Annotated in this window: 17 protein-coding genes and 1 tRNA gene; 6 read left to right on the forward strand and 12 right to left on the reverse strand. The window is 70.4% G+C overall.

The features are described from left to right. Positions 1 to 59: 59 nt before the first annotated feature. The 3 genes from INT51_RS18805 to INT51_RS18815 all read right to left on the reverse strand — a co-directional run bounded on the left by INT51_RS18805 (position 60) and on the right by INT51_RS18815 (position 2,103). Positions 60 to 132: transfer RNA gene (locus INT51_RS18805), tRNA-Arg, on the reverse strand. A gap of 109 nt (positions 133 to 241) precedes the next feature. Beyond that, entirely contained in the window at positions 242 to 1,324 is a 1,083-nt protein-coding gene (locus tag INT51_RS18810) for a hypothetical protein (protein ID WP_193106881.1), read from the reverse strand. A gap of 155 nt (positions 1,325 to 1,479) precedes the next feature. Continuing rightward, complete coding sequence (locus INT51_RS18815) at positions 1,480 to 2,103, reverse strand: cell division protein CrgA (protein WP_193106882.1); 624 nt, start codon at positions 2,101 to 2,103, stop codon at positions 1,480 to 1,482. Positions 2,104 to 2,217: 114 nt separating this feature from the next. Here INT51_RS18815 and INT51_RS18820 point away from each other — a divergent pair, with 114 nt between their 5' ends. Genes INT51_RS18820 through INT51_RS18830 form a run of 3 tightly spaced genes read left to right on the forward strand, consistent with a single transcriptional unit; the run spans position 2,218 to position 4,069 of the window. Beyond that, positions 2,218 to 3,030, forward strand: a complete 813-nt coding sequence (locus tag INT51_RS18820) for a DUF881 domain-containing protein (protein ID WP_193106883.1) — start codon at positions 2,218 to 2,220, stop codon at positions 3,028 to 3,030. After that, positions 3,030 to 3,881 carry a class E sortase gene (locus tag INT51_RS18825; protein WP_226985933.1) on the forward strand — a complete coding sequence of 284 codons (852 nt, stop codon included), beginning with the start codon at positions 3,030 to 3,032 and terminating at the stop codon, positions 3,879 to 3,881. The genes INT51_RS18820 and INT51_RS18825 overlap by 1 nt, the downstream gene beginning before the upstream one ends. Next, the gene (locus INT51_RS18830; protein ID WP_193106885.1) at positions 3,881 to 4,069 is read left to right on the forward strand and encodes a hypothetical protein; all 189 of its coding nucleotides are present in this window, start codon (positions 3,881 to 3,883) and stop codon (positions 4,067 to 4,069) included. Before INT51_RS18825 ends, INT51_RS18830 begins: the two co-directional genes overlap by 1 nt. 42 nt (positions 4,070 to 4,111) lie before the next feature. Here INT51_RS18830 and INT51_RS18835 read toward each other — a convergent pair whose 3' ends face one another. The 9 genes from INT51_RS18835 to INT51_RS18875 all read right to left on the reverse strand — a co-directional run bounded on the left by INT51_RS18835 (position 4,112) and on the right by INT51_RS18875 (position 14,972). Then, a complete protein-coding gene (locus INT51_RS18835; RefSeq protein WP_193106886.1) occupies positions 4,112 to 4,804 on the reverse strand; it encodes an aminodeoxychorismate/anthranilate synthase component II in 693 nt (230 codons plus the stop codon). After that, complete coding sequence (gene pknB / locus INT51_RS18840; RefSeq protein ID WP_193106887.1) at positions 4,797 to 6,983, reverse strand: Stk1 family PASTA domain-containing Ser/Thr kinase; 2,187 nt, start codon at positions 6,981 to 6,983, stop codon at positions 4,797 to 4,799. Before pknB ends, INT51_RS18835 begins: the two co-directional genes overlap by 8 nt. Then, positions 6,980 to 8,473, reverse strand: a complete 1,494-nt coding sequence (locus tag INT51_RS18845) for a serine/threonine-protein kinase (RefSeq protein ID WP_193106888.1) — start codon at positions 8,471 to 8,473, stop codon at positions 6,980 to 6,982. Before INT51_RS18845 ends, pknB begins: the two co-directional genes overlap by 4 nt. Then, complete coding sequence (locus tag INT51_RS18850; protein WP_193106889.1) at positions 8,470 to 9,915, reverse strand: penicillin-binding protein 2; 1,446 nt, start codon at positions 9,913 to 9,915, stop codon at positions 8,470 to 8,472. The genes INT51_RS18845 and INT51_RS18850 overlap by 4 nt, the downstream gene beginning before the upstream one ends. Continuing rightward, a complete protein-coding gene (locus INT51_RS18855) occupies positions 9,912 to 11,303 on the reverse strand; it encodes an FtsW/RodA/SpoVE family cell cycle protein (RefSeq protein WP_193106890.1) in 1,392 nt (463 codons plus the stop codon). The genes INT51_RS18850 and INT51_RS18855 overlap by 4 nt, the downstream gene beginning before the upstream one ends. Then, positions 11,303 to 12,670 (reverse strand): PP2C family serine/threonine-protein phosphatase, encoded by a 1,368-nt coding sequence (locus tag INT51_RS18860; protein ID WP_193106891.1) that lies wholly within the window; start codon positions 12,668 to 12,670, stop codon positions 11,303 to 11,305. Before INT51_RS18860 ends, INT51_RS18855 begins: the two co-directional genes overlap by 1 nt. Beyond that, the gene (locus INT51_RS18865; protein WP_193106892.1) at positions 12,667 to 13,194 is read right to left on the reverse strand and encodes an FHA domain-containing protein; all 528 of its coding nucleotides are present in this window, start codon (positions 13,192 to 13,194) and stop codon (positions 12,667 to 12,669) included. Before INT51_RS18865 ends, INT51_RS18860 begins: the two co-directional genes overlap by 4 nt. A gap of 7 nt (positions 13,195 to 13,201) precedes the next feature. After that, positions 13,202 to 13,933 (reverse strand): DUF3662 and FHA domain-containing protein, encoded by a 732-nt coding sequence (locus tag INT51_RS18870; protein ID WP_193106893.1) that lies wholly within the window; start codon positions 13,931 to 13,933, stop codon positions 13,202 to 13,204. Between the two features lie 262 nt (positions 13,934 to 14,195). Next, a complete protein-coding gene (locus tag INT51_RS18875; protein ID WP_193106894.1) occupies positions 14,196 to 14,972 on the reverse strand; it encodes a L,D-transpeptidase family protein in 777 nt (258 codons plus the stop codon). Between the two features lie 332 nt (positions 14,973 to 15,304). On the opposite strand from INT51_RS18875, the gene INT51_RS18880 reads away from it, so the two are divergent. From INT51_RS18880 to INT51_RS18890, 3 genes are all read left to right on the forward strand, one after another. Then, positions 15,305 to 16,144, forward strand: a complete 840-nt coding sequence (locus INT51_RS18880) for a serine hydrolase (protein WP_193106895.1) — start codon at positions 15,305 to 15,307, stop codon at positions 16,142 to 16,144. Next, complete coding sequence (locus tag INT51_RS18885) at positions 16,141 to 16,950, forward strand: serine hydrolase (RefSeq protein ID WP_193106896.1); 810 nt, start codon at positions 16,141 to 16,143, stop codon at positions 16,948 to 16,950. Before INT51_RS18880 ends, INT51_RS18885 begins: the two co-directional genes overlap by 4 nt. 153 nt (positions 16,951 to 17,103) lie before the next feature. After that, positions 17,104 to 20,262, forward strand: a complete 3,159-nt coding sequence (locus INT51_RS18890) for an alpha-mannosidase (RefSeq protein ID WP_193106897.1) — start codon at positions 17,104 to 17,106, stop codon at positions 20,260 to 20,262. The last annotated feature ends 146 nt before the right edge of the window (positions 20,263 to 20,408 follow it).

The raw sequence follows: 20,408 nt of genomic DNA on the forward strand, positions 1-20,408 counted from the left end.
CACAAAAAAACCTGAGCCGCGTCACCGTTCGTAAACGATGACGCGACTCAGGACAAAAGTGCGCCCGGAGGGATTCGAACCCCCAACCTTCTGATCCGTAGTCAGATGCTCTATCCGTTAAGCTACGGGCGCTTCGTCGGCGTTGCGACCTGATCGAGTCTAATGCTCGGCCCAGGTCGGCGCCAATCCAGGAGCCATGACCCTGCTCACATGGTCCTGGAGTGGCGCGCCGCCCCCGTGATCACCAGCCCGGATTCTGCGGGGGCTGGCTCCAGCCCTGTGGGTTCTGCTGATCGTCGCCGGGCTGACCGTTGCCGGGCTGGCCGTCACCCGGCTGGCCCCACTGCTGGCCCTGATCGCCCTGAGGTGCGGGCGGGGGAGACGCCTGACCCCACGGCTCGCCCTGCGGTGCGGCGGGAGGCGGAGAGGCCTGGCCCCAGTTCTGCCCGCCCTGCGGTGCGGCGGGCGGCGCCTGGCCCCACTGCTGGCCCTGTTCACCCTGGGGTGCGGCCGGCGGGGGCGTCTGGCCCCACATCTGACCATTCTGCTGACCACCCTGCGGAGCAGCCGGCGGGGCGTTGCCGGACGCCGTCGAGGAGGCGCCGGCGGCACCGAAGGCTGCCGCCGCGTGCATTCCGCCGGGGCCGCCCGTGCCGGAGCCCTTGCTGCGGCGCGCACGGATCACGAAGAAGGCGACCGCGGCGAGGGCGAGCAGCAGGAAGAAGCCGAGCACGACCACGATGATGATCACGATGAGCCAGGGGAAGCCACCGGACTTCGCGGTGATGTCCACGCCCTGGGAGACCTCGGAGATGTCGGTGTAGGTGACGGTCTTGCCGTCGACGGTGCCGCCCTTGGATTCCAGGACCTTGCCCGGGAAGGCGAAGGACATCCGGAAATCGAAGTCACCGGCCTGGTCGCCGTAGAGGAGCTCGATATCTTCCTGGGTGATCTGATCGGACCCGAAGTCCAAGGTCAGGTGGAACTCGCCATCTTCCTCGGTCAGTTCCATGCCGTCGCCGAAATCGGAGCGCTCCATCGCGCCCGACGCGCGGCAGCCCCAGATGCCGTCTTCGTCGTAGGCGGTGATCTCCACCTCGCCGAAGGTGTCTCCTTCGTCCTCCATCTCCGTGCACAGTTCCTCGGCGGAGCTGTACTCGCTCTCGATGTAGGTGGAATCGACGCCGAAATCCATGGAGAGATTCATCGAATCGATATCGTTGATCTCGTAATCCGCGTAGAGGCGACCACACCCGGCCAGGATCAGGATCAACGGTAGGACGAGAACGGCGTAGAGCCGGCGCCGTGCCGAGATGGTGTTCATGGTTCCCCCGAAGTGCTGGATTGTCTGAGGCGCGCCCAGACCGTGGGTGGCACCGAGATCAGACTACCTGCGCAGGGTCATTCACGCGGTGGGGAGAACTCCCCATCGCGTGCGCATGAAGGGCGCGAAATGCTCGCGCCAGAACCTGGAGAGGTCTACTTCCAGAACATGAGCATGCCGCCGCCGACGAGCATCACGCCGAAGCCGGCCGCCAGGTTCCAGTCGCCGATCGGCAGCGGCAGCGTGCCGCCCGAGAGGTAGAAGGTGACCAGGTAGAGCAGGCCCAGGATCAGGAAGGCGACGGCAGCCGGTGCGAGCCAGGCAGGGTTCGGTGCCTCCGCGGCGACGCGGCGACGACCCGTGCGCGCGGACTCCGCGGCAGCAGCCTTCTTCGGGGAGGTGGACCGGGTCGCGTCCTTCGCCTTCTCGGTGACCTCGCTGCCCGCGGTCTTCTCCGTGGGCGTGCCCTGGTCGGCGCCTTTGCCCTTGCCGGCCTTCGGGCCGGTGCTCTTCTTCGCGACCGGATCCTTCGCTCCGGCGGGGCGGGACTTCTTCACCGGATCCTTGCCGGAGGCGCTGCCCTGGGCGTCGTCCTTCGCGCTCTCGTCCGCATCGGTGGCCGTCTCGGCGGTGTCGACGGCTTCAGCCCCCGTGGCCCCTTCCGCTCCATCGGCCCGATCGGTCGTGGGGTCGTCGAGGTCTTCCGTCTCGGGCGCGATTGCCGGGGCCTTCGCTGTCGACGCCGCCCGTGCGGACGACTTCTTCTTGCTCCTGGCCATGAAACGGTGCTCCCTCAAGACTGCTTGCGCGCGGCGGCTCCGCACGGGCCCGCCGACGCGGACCTTGGCCTAGGGTAATGGTCGTCGGGTGAGGGCGCGAAGCGAGGAGTGACAATGGTCGAGCATGCCGCGAGTACGCCCGACCCCGAGCGCCCGCCGTCGCAGGGGCAGCCGCCGTCGGGCGATCCGTCCTCCTCGGCGGTGAAGCCCCCGGGCAGCGCAGGTCCCGGCCGCCGTGGCCGCGTCGGCCTCGCCCTGGTGATGGTCCTGTGCGGCGTGCTGTTCGCGACCACCGCCCGGATCTCCGGCGGCGGCTCGATCCGTGACGAGAGCGGAGATGTCGCCGGGGTGCTGCGTGATCGGGGCCGCACCATCGAGGAGCTCACCGAGGACGCGGCGGACAAGCGTGCACAGATCGCGGAGCTGTCCTCGAGCAGCGCCGATGCCGTCACGGAGGAGCGCACCTCCCGGGTCGCGAACGCCGTCGGCCTCAGCGAGGTCAGCGGCGAGGCCGTGAAGATCACCCTGACCGATGCGCCCACCAGCAAGCTCGGCTCGATGCCCGACATCGAGCCGGACGATCTCGTCGTCCACCAGCAGGACATGGAGTCCTACATCAATGCTCTGTGGGCCGGCGGCGCCGAGGCGATGATGCTGCAGGACCAGCGAGTCGTCAACGGCAGCGCTTTCCGCTGCGCAGGCAATACGCTCCTGCTCGAGGGTCGGGTCTACTCACCGCCGTTCGTCATCACCGTCATCGGGCCCACCGAGCAGATGCTGGCCGTGCTCGAGGACACCCAGGGGGTGCAGGTATATCGTGAGTGGGTCGACTACGTGGGCCTCGGCGAACGCATCGACACGCTGGATACTGCGACCCTCCCCGCCTTCGAAGGCTCCCTGACCCTCGACCTCGCGAAAGCAGAATGATGGCCGCTCGCCACACCCACCGCTCCCGCTCGCGCCCTGGCGGCGCCGGATTCCTCGGCGGTGCGATCGGCCTCCTCGGAGAACTGCTGCTCACCGTCGGGGCCCTGCTCCTGCTCTTCCTGGTCTGGCAGCTGTGGTGGACCGACGTCATCGCCGACCGCGAGCAGGCCGGCATCATCGCCGGTCTCGACGATGAGTGGGGGTCGGTCGACCAGGAGCGCATCGCCCCCGCCCAGGACGGCCCGCCCCCGGTCCCCGACACCCTCGGGGACACCATGACCTGGGGCACGATGCACGTGCCCGCCTTCGACCGCGACCGCTTCCCGCTCGCGGAGGGCGTCAGCCTGGAAGAGGTTCTCAACGTCAAGGGCGCGGGCCACTATCCGGAGACCGCACTGCCCGGTGAGGTCGGGAACTTCTCCGTCGCCGGCCACCGCAACACCTACGGACGCGTCTTCGAGGACATCGCAGCCCTGCAGAGCGGAGATCCGGTCGTCATCGAGACGGCCGACGCCTTCTACGTCTACGAGGTCACCGAGTCGTTGATCGTGAACCCCGAGGACGTCGAGGTCATCGCCCCGGCCCCAGGGGAACCGGGCGTCGAGCCCACCGAGCAGATGATGACCCTGACCGCGTGCCACCCGATGTACTCCGCCCGAGAGCGCTACATCGTCCACGCGGAGTTCGCGTACTGGACGGACCGTGAGGACGGCATCCCCGAGGCGCTCGCCTCCGAGGAATCGACATCCGGCGAGGGGACGTCCGACGGCGAGGAGGCGGCCGGTGCCACAGGGGCTGCCGCCGCCGCGACAGCGCTCACGACCGCCACCGCCCGCGAGGAGGAGAACTGATGTACGCCTGGATGTTCCGTCACCTGCCCGGCCCGCTGTGGGCGCGGATCGGGATCACCGTGGTGCTGCTCGCGGCGCTCATCGTGGTGCTGTTCGCCTGGGTCTTCCCCGCGGTCGCGCCCTACATGCCCTTCAACGACGGTCTCGTCGGAGCCGCAGGCCACGCACCGCCCACAGCGACGCCCTGAGCGGCTCGCGGCCCGAGCCCGGGGCCTGGACCGGCGCGCGGGTCAGACGGCGGTCATGAGGGGCTTCAGCCCCGCCGAGCGTGCTCCCGCATCGATGCCGTCGCACAGCTCCAGGAACTGGGCGAGCATCAGATGCCCGTTCTCGGTGAGCACGGACTCGGGATGGAACTGCACGCCGTGCAGCGGCAGCTCGCGGTGCGCGAGACCCATGATCATGCCATCGGCGGTGCGGGCGGTGACCTCGAGCGTGTCGGGGATCGTGGCCGGGTCGACCGTCAGCGAGTGGTAGCGGGTCGCGATCATCGGCGAGGGGGCGGAAGCGAACACGCTGCCGCCCGCATGGGTGAGCTCGCTGGTGCGGCCGTGCATGAGGTGCGGGGCGTGACCCACGGTCGCCCCGAAGTACTGACCGAGCGCCTGGTGGCCCAGGCACACACCGAGCATCGGCACCGAGCGCTCGGCGCAGGCACCGATCACCTCGAGCGAACGACCGGCCGTGGTGGGATTGCCGGGGCCGGGGGAGACCAGCACCCCGTCGAACCCGGCGAGGTCGACGGCGCCGGAGGCCTCCGAGGGCACCTCGTCATTGCGCACCACGACGGTGTCCGCGCCCATCTGCTGGAGGTAGCCGACGATCGTGTAGACGAAGCTGTCGTAGTTGTCGATGACCAGGATGCGCGCACCGGAGGTCGAGGCCGTGCTCGACGCCGGCGCGGGTGTCGACGGCTCAACCATTCCCGTTTCCGTTCCCGTTGCCGTTCCCGTTCCCGTTTCCGTTCTCGTTTCCGTTGCCGCCCCCGGTGTTCCCGGCATCGCTCTCGGGATCCTCGGTCGGGGTCTCGCTCGGCTCCTCCGACGGAGTCTCGGTCGGCGTGGGGGTGGGCTCCTCGGTCGGGGTGGGGGTGTCCGGCGTCGGCGAGGGGGTCTCCTCCGGACCGCTGGAGACGATGATCGTCACCGTGGAGCCGCGGTCGACCTGCGCGTTCGCCTCGGGATCAGTGCGGATCACGCGGCCCTCCTCGACGGAGTCCGATACCTCGGTCTCGGTCGCGGTACCGAAGCCCGCATCTCCCAGCGTCGCCTGGGCCTCCTCGACCGTACGGCCGGTCACGTTCGGGACCGTCACCGGTCCCGGAGCCGCGGCCACCACCAGATCGACTCGGGAGCCGAACGGCGCGGTCCCGCTCTCCGCGGACGGCGTCTGGGTCAGCACGGTGCCGGGATCGGCCTCGGCATCCTCCTTCTCGGACGGCTCGGGGACCTCGAAACCACGGGCCTCGAGAATCTCCGTCGCCTTCTCGAGCTGAGTGCCCTCGACGCTCGGGATGGGGACGTTGCCGGAGGCGAAGCGCACCGTGACCTCGTCGCCCTTCTGGGCATTGGCGCCGGCCTGCGGACTCGTACGGGTGACGGTGCCCTGCTCCTGGGCAGCGTCCTCCTCGTCACCCTCCTGCATCACCAGCTCGGCGTCCTCGAGAGCCGCCTGGGCCTCGTCCCGGGTGAGCCCCTGGAGGTCCGGGACCTCGACTGCTTCGGGCCCTCCGGAGACGGAGACCTCGACGGTGCGGCCGACCTCCACCTCGGTGCCCTCGGCCGGGGAGGACTCGATGACCTCGCCTTCCGGGACGTCCTGGGACATGACCTGGATGAACTCCGCGTCGAGCCCGACGTCCGCGAGGAGAGTGCCTGCCTCCTCCTCGGTCTCCCCGGCAAGGGCCGGGACCGGCACCATCTCGGGACCGTTGTCCCATGGCTTGAAGTACCACAGCGCCGCGGCCACCAGGGCGAGCGCTGCGAGGATCACGAGGATGATCAGCCACCAGGGGCGCTTGCGCTTGGGCTCCTCCTCGATCTCATCGGGGGAGTGGGGGGCGAGGCCACCCGCTGCGGCGGGGGTCGCGGGCGATCCGCTGCTCCAGTTCGCCGCGGCCGCCCCACCGGCCCCGACACCCGCCAGGGCGGGGAGCGCCTCGGTGGCGTCGTCGGTCGGTCCCAGCACGGTCGTGGCCTCGGCGTCGGAGCCCACGGGCACCGCGCCCTCGACCAGAGCCGGCGAGCGCCCGGCCACTGCGGCAGCGATGTCCCGGGAGAAGACGACAGCGCTCGGGTAGCGCTGCTCGCGATCCTTGGCCAGACCCGTGAGGATCACCGCGTCCAGCGCCGGGGTGATGGCGGCGTTGTAGGCCGACGGGGCCAGCGGTTCCTCGCGCACGTGCTGGTAGGCGATGGAGACCGGGGTGTCCCCGGTGAACGGCGGACGGCCCGTCATCAGCTCGTACATCACGCAGGCGGCGGAGTAGATGTCGGAGCGGGCGTCGACCAGCTGGCCGCGGGCCTGCTCGGGGGAGAGGTACTGGGCGGTGCCCATGACTGCCTGGGTGGCGGTCATGGCACTGGTGGCGTCGGCGACCGCGCGGGCGATGCCGAAGTCCATGACCTTGACCGCGCCCGCATCGTTGATCATCACGTTGCCGGGCTTGATGTCGCGGTGCACGATCCCCGCCCGGTGCGAGTACTCCAGAGCGCTCAGCAGCGCTGCCATGATCTCGCCGGCCTTGTGGGCATCCATCGGGTGCTCGGGATCGACGTGCTCGCGCAGCGTGGTGCCGTGCACGTACTCCATCACGATGTACGGGATGATGACGTCGGCCCCGGTGATCGTCCTCTGGTGCTCCTCGCCGGTGTCGTACACCGCGACGATGGAGGGATGGTTCAGGGAGGCGGCGCTGTGCGCCTCACGGCGGAACCGTTCCTGGAAGTTCGAGTCCCGGGCCAGGTCCGAGCGCAGCACCTTGACGGCGACCGTGCGATGCAGGCGGGAGTCCTCCGCCAGGAACACCTCGGCCATGCCGCCGGTCCCGAGGATCTTCCCCAGGGTGTAGCGGCCTCCTAGGACCACGTTCTCTTCGCTCACTCCACACCTGTCCTCGTGCCGTGGTCGACACCGACCGATCCATTCATCGTACGTGCATCGAAGGCGTTGCCCGAGCCGATGTGATCACTTGCCATCGCTCCGAGGGGCAGCCATCCCATGCCGCCGGCCACCGCGGCCGCAATCACCACGACCAGCAGGATCAGCAGGATCAGGCCGGGCAGGGACAGCGGGCCGATGCGCCGACCGGTCGTGGTCCCGCGCACGGTCCGGGTCGAGGCGGCGGTGTCGACGTCGGTGACACTGCTCGCACCGACCGTGCTGTCCGTCCGGTCGGTCGCACCGCGTGCAGGGGGCGTCGCACCGTTGTCCTTGTCCTTCGAGCTGGTCCGCGGTGAGCGGGGCGGGGGCGCGGGCGAGGCGGCAGACCGCGCCGAGGCGGCGGAGAAGACCGAGCCGGCCGAGGACGCGGACGCGGCGGACAGAGCAGAACCTGCCGATGTCGCGGATGGCCCTGAGCGGTGGCGGATGCCCCGCCCTCGACCTGACAGCGGCAAGGGCATCGCGGCGGTGCGGGTCCCCGTCGGGGAGGCTCCGGGCCCTGTGCGCGGCCGTTCGCCGGTGGCCCGCACGGCGTTCTCGCCGGTCCAGTCGTGGTCCTCCACCCTGGTCACGGGGATCGCGCCGGTGGTGAACCGCGGTTCGACCCCGCGCTGGATGGCCTCGAGGATCCGTGAGACTGCCGCCGCCGAGCGGGGCCGGTTCGCCGGGGCCTTCGCCAGCGTCATCATGACCAGGCGCCGCAGATCCGCGGTGATGGTGTCGGCCAGCTCCGGTGGCTGCTGCTTGACCTGGGCCATCGCGATCTCGACCTGGCTGGACCCGGTGAAGGGCCGATGCCCTGCCAACATCTCGTAGGCCACGATCCCCAGGGCATAGATGTCCGACAGCGAGGTGGCCTGCTTGCCCATCGCCTGCTCGGGGGAGAGGTACTGGGCGGTGCCCATGACGAGCCCGGTTTTGGTCAGCCGCGCCTGGTCCTTGCTGCGGGCGATCCCGAAGTCGGTGATCTTCATGGACCAGTCGGCCGCCTCGTCGACCAGCACGTTCTCCGGCTTCACGTCGCGGTGCACGACGCCCTTGGAGTGGGCGGCGTCCAGCGCGCGAGCCAGTTCGATGAGCACGGAGACGACGCGCTTTTCGGGCAGGCCGCCGGGGTTCTCCTCGATGATGTCCGACAGCGGGCGCCCGGGGCAGAGCTCCATCACGATGTAGGCGCGCCCGTCGATCTCGCCGTAGTCGTACAGGGCGGCGATCGCGTCGTGCGAGAGCGCCGCGGTGTGGCGGGCCTCCGCCCGGAACCGCTTGAGGAAGCCTTCGTCCCCCGCATACTCCTCGCGCAGCACCTTGACGGCCACGTCGCGCTCCAGCTCCCGGTCCCGGCCCTTCCAGACCTGTCCCATGCCGCCGGTGGCGATCAGTGACGTCAGTTCATAGCGTCCTTCGAGAACGAGCCCTGCCTCGGTCCTCATGGCTTGATCACCGCCTCCATCACGTCCTGGGCGATCGGTGCCGCAGTGCGCGACCCGTATCCGCCTTCCTCGACCACGACCGCGACTGCGATCTTCTTCTCGTCCATCTGTCCGTATCCCACGTACCAGGAATGCGGAGCACGATCCTCGCCCCACTCGGCGGTGCCGGTCTTGCCACCGACCTCGACGCCGTCGATGGCGGCCGCCGTGCCGGTGCCGTCCTCGACCGCGCCGACCATCATCTGGCGCATCTGCGCGGCGTTCGAGGCGCTCAGCGGCTGCCCCAGCTCCTTCGGCGTCAGCTCCGCCACCGTCGAGAGGTCACCGGTGCGCACCGCCTCCACCAGCTGCGGCTCCATGACCACCCCGTCGTTCGCGAACGCACCGGCCACCATGGCCATCTGCAGGGGCGTCACCCGGGTCTCGTACTGGCCGATCGACGTGGTCGCGAGCTGGGCGTCGTCGAGGTCGGTGCCCAGCGTCGAGGGCGTCACCGACAGCGGGATCTCCAGGCGCTGCCCGAATCCGAACTCTCCCGCGGTCGAGGCCAGCTGGTCCTCGCCGACGGAGATCCCGAGCTTCGCGAAGGAGGTGTTGCACGACTGGCGCAGCGCCTCGGCGAGCGTGGACTCGTCGTCCGGACCGCAGGGGTCGGTGCGCCCCGCGGAGAAGTTGTTCATGACCGACGAGGAGTTGGGCAGCTGGAACGTGCCGGGCCCGGGGATCACCGAGTCCGTGGTGTAGTCACCGGATTCCAGAGCGGCCGAGGCCACCACCAGTTTGAACGCGGAGCCCGGCGGGTAGAGGTCGCCGCCGATCGCGCGGTTGGTCAACGGCCGCTCGGGATCGTCGTTGAGCTCCGACCAGGACTCCTGCACGGCAGTGGTGTCGTGCGAGGCGAGCCGGTTGGGGTCGTAGCTGGGGGCGGAGACCATCGCCAGCACCGCGCCGGTCTCGGGATCCAGGGCGACGACGGAGCCGCGCCGGCCGTCGAGCGCGTCCCACGCGGCCTGCTGGGCCTCGGAGTCCACCGTGAGCTCGACGCTCGCGCCGCGGCCCTGCTTGCCCGAGAGGATGTCCGAGATGCGGTGGTAGAACAGCGCATCGGCCTCACCGGAGAGGGTGTCGTTCAGGGCGCGCTCGATGCCGGAGAAGCCGTAGACCACCGAGTAGTACCCGGTGATCGGGGCGTACATCGCTCCCGGGTCGTAGCTGCGCAGGTATCCGTAGGTGTCGCCGGAGGCCTGCGAGGTGGCGATCGCCTCGCCGTCCACGACGATCGGTCCGCGATGGCGGCCGTATTCGTTGTAGGTGGTGCGGAGGTTCTGCCCGTGGGCGTTGAGCCGGCCCTGGGCGACCACCTGGAAGTAGGTGGTCGAGGTGAACAGCAGCACGAAGAGCACGCTGACCACCAGCCACACATGGCGCAGGGGCTTGTTCATGCCATCACCTCCGGGGCCGGCCGCGCGGCGGTGGGAGCGCCGAGCCCGGCCACCTGGCGGGCAGCGGGTCGTCGGGCGGCGTCCGAGAGCCGCACCAGGATGCCCGCGATGATCCAGTTGCACACCAGCGAGCTGCCGCCTGCGGCGAGGAACGGCAGGGTCAGACCGGTCAGCGGGATCACGCGGGTCACCCCGCCGACGACGACGAAGACCTGCAGCGCGATCACGAAGCCGAGGCCGCCGGCCAGCAGGGTGCCGAACCCGTCGGAGATGCCGACGGCCGCGCGGATGGCGCGCTGGACCAGCAGCAGGTAGAGCAGCAGCAGGGCGAAGGCCCCGACCATGCCGAGCTCCTCGGCGAAGGAGGCGAAGATGAAGTCGGACTCCGCATGGGGGACCACGTCGGGTCGGCCCTCGCCGAGACCGGCTCCGGTGATGCCGCCGTTGGCGAGGCCGAACAGGCCCTGGTTGATCTGCTCGCAGCTGCTGTAGTTCGCGCTCGAGAGCGGATCCAGCCAGCAGGTGATGCGGGTGCGCACATGGCCCATCTGGGTGGCGGCGAACACTGCCGGGGGCAGGAACATGATCGCGCCGATCACGAGCCAGCTCAGGCGATCGGTGGCCACGTACAGCATCACCACGAACAGCCCGAAGAACATCAGCGAGGTGCCGAGGTCGGTCTGGAACACCAGCACCGCCATGGCGAATCCCCAGGCCACCAGGATCGGGCCGAAGTCGGACCAGCGGGGCAGGTGGATCCCGAGGACCTTGGGGCCGGCCAGAGCCAGGGTGTCGCGGCGGGAGACGAGGTAGCCGGCGAAGAAGATCGCGAAGGCGATCTTGGCCAGCTCTGCCGGCTGGAAGCTGTTGCCCGCGATCGAGATCCAGATCTGGGAGCCGTTGCGCGAGGAGCCGATCCCGGGGACCAGCGGCAGCAGCAGCAGCACGGCTCCGGTCACGGCGGAGATCCAGGTGTAGCGGCGCAGGCGGCGGTGGTCCCGCAGGAACAGCAGCACGCCGATGCACAGGAGCACCCCGACGATCGCCCACAGCATCTGCCGGTCCGCGCCGGCAGAGGTGCGCAGTCCGTAGTTCTCGTTCGCGGCGTGCACGCTCTCGATCATGGCGATGCCCAGCAGGTTCAGCAGCACGACGAGCGGCAGGATCACCGGGTCCGCGTACGGGGTGCGCCACATGACGACGACCTGCAGCGCCAGGGCGAGCACTGCCGCGCCGATGCCGTACGTCATCAGGCCCGACGGAAGCTCGTCGGAGCGTCCGAGCCCCACCAGGGCATAGGCACCCACCCCGGTGACCACCGCGAACGCCAGCAGCAGGGCCTGGGTGAGCCTGCGCGGGCGCGCGGTGTAGGAGACGATAGTGGCCACTAGGACTCCTCGCCCTCATCGGGGGGAGTGGCGGTGGGCTCGGGACGCTCGGTCGGGGCACCGGAGCCCTCGGAGGATCGCGTGGCGGAGTCGAGGTCACCCCCGGCATCGGAGGGTGCCGGCTCGGTGGGCGTCGGGGCGGGCGGCTGGTTGGCCAGCGCCGCCTGCTCGAGGCGGTCGATGATCTGGTCCGCGGCTTCCCGGTTGCCGGCGGAGATGGTGTTCTCCACCTGGTTCCGCGTCACCTCGGGCAGGTCCTCCAGGGCGATGTCGGTGTCCTCGACCGGCTCGGACAGGGAGATCGGCCCCAGGTCCTGGGAGAGACCCTGGTAGAGCACGACATCGGTGCCGTCGGTGCCCACGAAGAACTGGCGCTGCGACCAGGCGTAGCCGGCCCACAGCACCCCACCGAGCAGGGCGATCAGCAGCATCACGGCCACCAGTGCCGGCCAGGGGCTGCGGCGCGGCGGCTCGTCCTCGGAGAAGTCCTCGTCCTCGTAGGGGACGTCGGGCTCTTCGCGGGTCAGCGCTGCGGCCTTCGCGGCCGGTCCGGAGGCCGACGTCGGCTGGTGGCGGTTGCGGGCGGCCGAGCCCACGATCTGCGGGGAGGTGGAGGGGGCATCTTCGCCGCGGGGCAGGTCGTCGAGGTCGACGACGTCGGCGATGATGCAGGTGATGTTGTCCGGGCCGCCGCCCTTGAGGGCCAGCTGGATCAGCTCGTCGGCGCATTCCCCAGGATCCTGGATCCCCTTGAGCGTCGCATCGATGGTGTCCAGGGAGACCAGGCCCGAGAGCCCGTCCGAGCACAGCATCCACCGGTCGCCCGGGTGGGCGGGGCGCAGCGAGAGGTCCAGCTCGGGGTCCGCGTCGACGTCGCCGAGCACGCGCATCAGCACCGAGCGCTGCGGGTGGCGCTCCGCTTCCTCCTCGGTCAGACGGCCTTCGTCGAGCAGGCGCTGGACGAAGGTGTGGTCCTTGGTGACCTGGACGGTCTCCTCGGCGCGCAGCAGGTAGGCGCGGGAGTCGCCGATATGGGCGAGGGCGAACTTGCCCTCGGCGCGCAGCAGGGCGGAGATCGTCGTGCCCAGGCCCCGCAGCTGCGGTTCGTCGCGGGCTCGGCGCAGGATCTCCTGATTGGCGTCGAGCACCGCCTCCTCGAGGGTGGCGACGATGTCGGAGGCCGGGGTCTCCGAGTCCAGGCGGGCCAGACGGCCGATCGCCACGGAGGAGGCGACGTCGCCCCCGGCGTGGCCGCCCATGCCGTCGGCGACCACCAGCAGGTGGCTGCCGGCGTAGCCGGAGTCCTGGTTGTTGGACCGGACGAGCCCGACGTCGGAGCGGGCGGAATACCGCAGGGCGATGCTCATCGCGGACCTCGTCTCAGCTCGATCTCGGTGCGGCCGATCCGCACCTGGGCGCCAGGGCGGAACGGCACGGACCCTTCGATCCGTCGGCCCGACACCAGGGTGCCGTTGGTGGATCCCAGATCCTCGACCATCCACTCCCCGTCGCGCTCGAACACGCGGGCATGACGGTTGGAGGCGTAGTCGTCGTCGAGCACGAGGGTGCACTCGGGGGCGCGACCGATGAGGATCGGGGTGGACCCCAGCGTCAGCGAGGTGCCGCGCAGGGGCCCGGCGGTGACGACCATCGCCGTCGCTGTGACCTCGGGGTCGGTGCGCAGGGACGCCGGATCGGTGCCGGCCTGGGCGGCCGCGCCGCCGATGGGGCCGGAGGCGGGCCGCTGCTCACGGCGCGGGTCCCGGCTGGAGCGGGTCACCACGGTGGTGCCGAACAGGTCGTTGCGCAGCACGAGGACCACGACGATCACGAACACCCATAGCGCCAGGACGAAACCCAGGCGGAGGGCGACGAGGGTCAGTTCGCTCATAGGGCTCTCACCAGCTGACCGGGCCGGCCGCCGGGATCAGCACGGTCAGGCGGGTGCGACCGATCTTGATCAGCGAGCGGTCCTGCACGGTGACGGGGGTGTGGATGCGCTCGCCGTCGACGAAGGTGCCGTTGGTGGAGCCGAGATCGGTCGCCACCAGGGCGCCGGCGTCTCCAGCTCCGCCTGCCGTGTCGGTCCGCAGCTCGAGGTGATGGCGCGAGACGCCGGTGTCCTCGAGGATGATGTCCGCGTCGCCGCCGCGGCCGATCACGGTCACCGGGCCGGTCAGGAGGTACTGCTGCCCGTCGATCTCGACGATCGGGCTGCCACCGGCCTCGGACTGGGCGGCGCCCGTCGCCGGGGCCACGCTGCCGCGCTCGGTGAGGGACTCGGTCTCGAAGCGGCCGGGGCGCACGTCGTCGTCGCTGCGCAGGCCCACGGTGACGCCGCCGACGAACATGTAGCGCTGCTTCTCGGCATGTTCCATGAGGACGCGCTGGAGCTCGTCGATCAGGGTGTCCTGCCAGGAGTCGAAGCGGTCGAAGTCCTGGGAGTGCAGATAGATCGTGTAGACGTTCGGTGCCAGGGTCCGGGTGCGGTCGAGCACCTGGATCTGGTCGTCGCATTCACGCTTGAGTCCCTGCGCGAGGTCGAGTGGTTTCAACTGCCCGCGGCCTGGCGAGAACATGCTCGTCACGCCGCGGTCGAGTCCGCGCTCGATCCGATCCAAGATCCCCACGGTGGTCCTTCACTGTCGCTGTCCCGTCACCCCGCCGGCAGACGGGGCTGTTCGCCCTCCCGATCGTAGCGCGTGGCCAGGTCATCGACCGGGTGACAGGGCGGTGGGGTGGCAAGGGATTCGTGCAGGACTCGTAAAGAACGGCTGAGCGGTGGCGTGCGGCGTGGGGCGCGGGGCCTGCGGGCGCAGTGGACGGCGGCGGACCCCGAGGCCCACCGCCGTCCATTCCCCGTCCCCTCGGGGCCCGCCCGGTTCCGGCGGGTCAGTAGACCAGCACCCGGCGACCCTTCTTGAACCAGGACCGGGTCCACAGCATGTCCGTCGCGCCGACGGAGATGCGGCAGCAGCCGTGCGAGGCCGGATAGGTCGGGATGGAGTTGGATCCGTGGATCGCCCATCCTCGGTCGTAGTACCCCGGGCGGTAGAGGCTGCCCAACGGCCCGCTCTGCCAGCCCCTGCTGTAGAGGCTGTACATCGAGAAGTCGCCCCGGGGCGTCGTCGCCGTCTTCCAGCGGCCGCCGGAGTAGTAGCGCTTGCCGCTGCCGGTAGAGGTGTTCAGGATGTAGGAGAGTTTCCCTCCGGTGGTGGCGATGATGATCTGCTTCCCCAGATCGACCTCGAAGCCGACGCCGCTCGTGATGCGACGGGAGGGCCGGGCGCCGTTCGCCAGGGCGCGGTAGGTCTTGGGCCCGACGACGCCGTCACGGCTCAGGCCCGCGACCTTCTGGAGCGCGAAGACGGCCTGCTGGGTGAGGTGCCCGAAGCTGCCGTCGGCCGCGCCGCACCAGTACTCCAGGCGAGCCAGGTCCCTCTGGAGCCCGGTGACCGCGGAGCCCCTGCTGCCCTTGCGCAGCAGCGGGGCGGCGCTCGCGGAGCCCATGCCGATGGTGAGGCCAGCGCCCAGCGTGCCCACCCCGAGCAGCAGGGTTCGGCGCGAGGGTGCGGCGATCGGCAGGAGCGGACGGCCGCCTCCCTCCGGGTCGCCCGGTCCGTGGTCCGCGTGCAGGTCCTCGGGTCTGTGCGTGGTTCTCGCACTCATATCTCGTCCCCTTGTGTGTGCTGTCGGCTCGGTCTGGGCCGGCCTCCCCGACGCCACGTCGATGTGACGACAGCTACAGCATGCACTGGTCAAGAGCGAGTAAACAAGAGGCAAAATGTGCAGGTCCTGTGGTTCCCGAAGGGTAGCGAGCGATTCTGCTGGTCGGAGCGGCGGTTCGCGGCCCTGCCTGATCGTCAGAAATGCTGGACACCTGTCTTGCCGCAATCGGCGCCCAGTATGTCTGATATGCGCGATGGTGCCAAGAGTGCCGGCAGGGCGCACTGGAGGGGGTGCTGGAAAGGAGCCCGGCGGGTCTGTGCCATATTGAGAGCGTGGAGCCTGCGAACCAGCCCGAGATCCCCGTCGATGTCGACTTCGAGCACGCGCTCGGGGTCTCCGATGCGCACAGCACCGTGCACACCCAGGGTGATCCCGCACGGATCTGGGACCTCGCCAGCGTCTCCAAGCCGCTCGCGGCACTGGGCGCCCTGGTCGCCGTGGACCGCGGCCTCGTCGACCTCGACGAGCCCGCCGGCCCAGAAGGTGCCACCGTGCGCCACCTGCTGGCCCACACCGCCGGCTACGGCTTCGACGGCGACGAGGTGGTCGGTGCCGCGGGGGCCCGTCGTATCTACTCCAACACCGGCTTCGAGGCGCTGGCCGCCCATGTCGAGCAGGCCACCGGCCACGACTTCGACGAGTGGATGGAACAGACCGTGGTCCAGGGGCTCGGGCTGCAGGACGTCGAGGTGATCGGCTCCCCAGCCGCCGGATACCGCGGCAGCATCCGCGACCTGCTGGCCGTCGGTCGCGAGCTGCTCGAGCCCACCCTGATCTCCCCGGAGCTGTGGCAGGAGGCGACGGCCGTGCAGTTCCCCGAGCTCACCGGCATCCTGCCCGGGTACGGCCGCCAGAAGCCCAACGACTGGGGCCTCGGATTCGAGATCCGGGACGGGAAGTCCCCGCACTGGACCGGCGCGACCTCGAGCCCGGAGACCTTCGGCCACTTCGGGCAGTCCGGCTCCTTCCTCTGGGTGGACCCGGCAGCCGGGCTGACCGCGGCCTTCCTCGGTGCGGAGCGGTTCGGGGCGACGCACGTGCGGATCTGGCCCGGCCTGACCGACGAGATCCTCGTGCGCTACGCCAGCACAGCCGGTGACCGGGTGCGATGAGCGCGCTGGACCTGCTCGACGACTTCGGCTTCGAGGCCGCCGCCCTCGTGCTCGGTCCCGAAGGGGTGCGTGAACAGCGCGGCGATATCGACGTGACCCGGCCCTGGCGCTCCGTCACCAAGACCCTCACCGGTTACGCGAGCGCGGTCGCTCTGCAGGAGGGGCGCGTGGGCCTGGACGACGAGGCCGGCCCGCCCGGCTCGACCCTGCGCCACCTCCTCGCCCATGCCTCCGGCTACTTCTACGAGTCCGAGGCGACCCTGCAGGCGCCGGGACTGCGCCGTCACTACTCCAATTACGGGATCGACGAAGCCGCCCGCCACCTCGAACGCGCCACCGGCCGCGACATCGGGGATTGGGTGCAGGAGAAGGTGGCCGGTCCGCTCGGCATGACGCGCCTGGAGTGGACGGGGTCGCCGTCGGTCGGCGCCGTCGGCCCGCTCGCGGACCTCGCCCTGTTCGCCGCCGAGGTGCTGCGTCCCACGCTGGTGGAGGAGACCTGGTTCCGGGAGGCCACCACCGCGCAGTTCCCCGAGCTGGTGGGCATCATGCCCGGCTTCGGCAAGCAGACCCCCAATCCTTTCGGCCTGGGCTTCGAGGTGCGCGGGGCAAAGTCGCCCCACTGGACGGGCGCGCGCAACAGCGAGGCGAGCGTCGGTCACTTCGGGATGCGCGGCACCGCCTTCTGGGTCGACCCGGTCGCAGACCTCGCACTCGTGGTCGGGAGCTCCCACGACTTCTGCGACGCCCACCGCGAGGTCATGCCGCGCCTGGCCGACGCGGTGCTCGAGGACCACGTCCGCTGAGGTCGGCCCGCGCGCCCTGGATGTGACGCGCGCCTCGCGAGGTCGATAAGGTCGAGGGATCGTCGGCGGTCCTGCCGCCGCCTCGCGAACCCACCGGCCGGAGCGACCGGCCCCTACGAGCTCGGCGCCGTGCGCGCCTTGAGGAGCATCATCATGTTCGACGACAGGGAACTCACGGAGTCCCGGATCCGCCGTTTCGCCCAGGACCACCTCGCCCCGAAGATCTACCAGGAGACCGCGCCGGTGCAGATCACGGCGTTCCGCGTCCCCGGGGAGCCGATCCCGCCGCACGACGCGATCCACCAGCGCGCCGCGGAGTACTCCCGGCTCGAGGTGGGCGCACCGCTGGGCCGCGCCTGGTCCACCACCTGGCTGCACGTGACCGGGACCGTCCCCGCCCAGTGGGCGACCGACGCGAACTCCGCCCCCGAGCTGATCGTGGACCTCGCCTTCACCGGTCAGCCCGGCTTCCAGGCCGAAGCCCTCGTGTTCACGCCCGACGGCGTGCCCGTGAAGGCCATCAACCCGTACAACCGCTACCTCCCGGTGGCCCCCGGCGAAGAACTGGACTACTACCTCGAATGCGCGGCGAACCCGATGATCTCGGGGGACTGGACCTTCGAGCCCACCCCGCTCGGCGACCTCGCCACCGTCCCCGACGACGAGCTCTACACGATCCGGGAGCTGCACCTCGCCCGTCGTGACGTTCGGATCTGGGAGCTCGCCGAGGACATCCGGGCGCTCGCCGGGCTGATGGTCGAGCTGCCCACCACCAGCCAGCGCCGGCACGAGATCCTGCGCGCGCTGGAGGCCGCCTGCGATGCGGCCGATCCCGACGACATGCCCGGCACCGCCGAGACCGCCCGTGCGGTGCTGAGCCCGGCGCTGGAGAGGCCTGCGAACCGGTCGGCGCTGACTGTGCTGGCGACGGGACACGCCCACATCGACTCCGCCTGGCTGTGGCCTGTGCGCGAGACAGTCCGCAAGGTGGCGCGCACCTTCTCCAACGCCTGCACGTTGCTGGAGAGCGACCCGGACCTCACCTTCTCCGCCTCCTCCGCCCAGCAGTACGCGTGGCTCAAGGACCGCTACCCGGAACTGTTCGCCCGCATCCAGGGGCACGTCGCCGAGGGCCGGTTCGTGCCGGTGGGCGGGATGTGGGTCGAGTCCGACACCAACCTGCCCGGCTCCGAGGCGATGGCCCGTCAGTTCATCGCCGGCAAGCGGTTCTTCCTGGAGAACTTCGGCGTCGAGACCCGGGAGACCTGGCTGCCGGACTCCTTCGGCTACTCCGCCGCGCTGCCGCAGATCGCCGCGCTCGCCGGACAGCACGACTTCCTGACCCAGAAGGTCTCCTGGAACCAGGTCAACACCTTCCCCCACCACACCTTCCGCTGGGAAGGCATCGACGGCACCAGCGTCTTCACCCACTTCCCGCCGGCGGACACCTACAACGGCATGCTGAGCGGCCAGGAGCTCGCGTACTTCGAGCGGAACTTCAAGGAGAAGGGTCGGTCGTCGATCGGACTGGACCTGTTCGGCTGGGGTGATGGAGGCGGCGGGCCCACCCGCGAGATGATGGCGGCCGGGCGCCGCGCCGCGGACCTCGAGGGCTCCCCGAAGGTCGAGTTCGGCACCCCGCAGGAGTTCTTCGAGCGCGCCCGCGAGGAATACCCCGACGCCCCGGTGTGGAACGGGGAGCTCTACCTGGAACTGCACCGCGGCACCTACTCGGCGCAGCTCGGCACCAAGCAGGGAAATCGTCGCAGCGAGCACGTGCTGCACGACGCTGAGTTCTTGTCCTCCCTGGCCGCGATCCGCGCCGGGTTCGAGTACCCGCACGAGGAGCTCGCGGCGCTCTGGGAGAACGCCCTGCTGGGCCAGTTCCACGACATCCTCCCGGGCTCCTCGATCGCCTGGGTGCACCGCGAGGCCGAGCAGGGTCACGCCGCGACCGCCGAGCGCGCCGCGAGCATCATCGCGCAGGCCCTGACGGCCCTGGGCGAGCACGGCGCGGAGGCGGGGGAACCGGCCGGCGGGCCGGTCGGCTATGGGAGCACCGTCCTGATGAACACCGCCCCGGTGCCGCGCCGCGGCGTCGCCGCCTACGGGGCAGGCACCGCCAGAACAGGCGCCGAAGGCGTGGTGGTGATCCGCGCGGGCGAGACCATCACCGTGGAGAACGCCGCCCTGCGCGCCGTGCTCGATGCCTCCGGCGCGATCACCTCGCTGGTGGATCGACGCAGCGGCCGCGACTCCATCGCCCCCGGGGCCCGTGGCGCCCTGCTGCAGCTGCACCGGGACACCCCGAACGCCTGGGATGCCTGGGACATCGACGAGTTCTACCGTCACGTGGTGCGAGACCTCGACGCCCCCACCGCGGTGGAGGTCACGGAGAAGGACGGCGGGGTGCGCGTCGGCTTCACCTATTCCACCGCCGCGGCCGACGCAGCGCAGAGCTCGGGCGTCACCGGTGCCGGCTCCACGATCGTGAAGACCTTCGTGCTGCGCCCGGCCGACGAGTCCCTCGAGATCGTCCACGACATCGACTGGGTCGAGCGCAAGAAGGCCCTCAAGCTCGCCTTCGGCCTCGACGTGCGGGCCTCGCACATGAGCAGTGAGATCCAGTTCGGCCACATCGACCGCCCGATCCCCGTGAACACCTCCTGGGACTTCGCCCGCTTCGAGACCTGCGCGCACCGCTGGGTGCACGTGGCCGAAGGGGGCTTCGGGGTGGCCATCGCCAACGACTCCACCTACGGGCACGACGTGCTGCGCACGATGCGCGCGGACGACGGCGGCACCACCACCACGACGCGCCTGACCCTGGTGCGCGCCCCCGAGTACCCGGACCCCACCGCCGACCACGGGCAGTACACCCTGCGCGTCTCGGTGCGCCCCGGTGCCGACATCGCCGCAGCGATCCAAGAGGGGTACCGGCTCAATCTGCCCGAGCGCGAGGTCAGCGCCGCGGTGGCCGCCGCGGTCGCCGCGCCGCTGGTCACCGTCGGTTCCCCGAGCGTGCTGCTGGAGACCGTGAAGCTCGCCGAGGACCGCAGCGGAGACCTCGTGATGCGCCTGTACGAATCCCTCGGAGCCCGCGCCTCCGCTCGCGTGGAGCTGGACGCGGCACTCGCCGGGGGAGAAGTCTCCGTGGTCGACCTGCTCGAGCGACCCTTCGCCGACGACGCCCCCGCCTTCCGATCGGCACTGACTCGTGGGGAGGACAGCGGCGCCGGCGGGGACGACCGCATCGTCGAGCTGACCTTCCGCCCCTTCGAGATCAAGACCCTGCGCATCACCCGCCCCTGACCCGCGCCGCCCGGCCCCGCCCCGCCCTGACCCGCCCCGCCCAGCCCCCGCCCCGCCCGGTGACCGCGGATTTCCAGGTTCTCTGCCCGATTCGGCCAGAAACGGCAGGAAACCTGGATATTCGCGACGTGCCGCGACGTGCCGCG

Source organism: Brachybacterium sp. FME24, from assembly GCF_014897705.1.
Lineage (GTDB): Bacteria > Actinomycetota > Actinomycetes > Actinomycetales > Dermabacteraceae > Brachybacterium.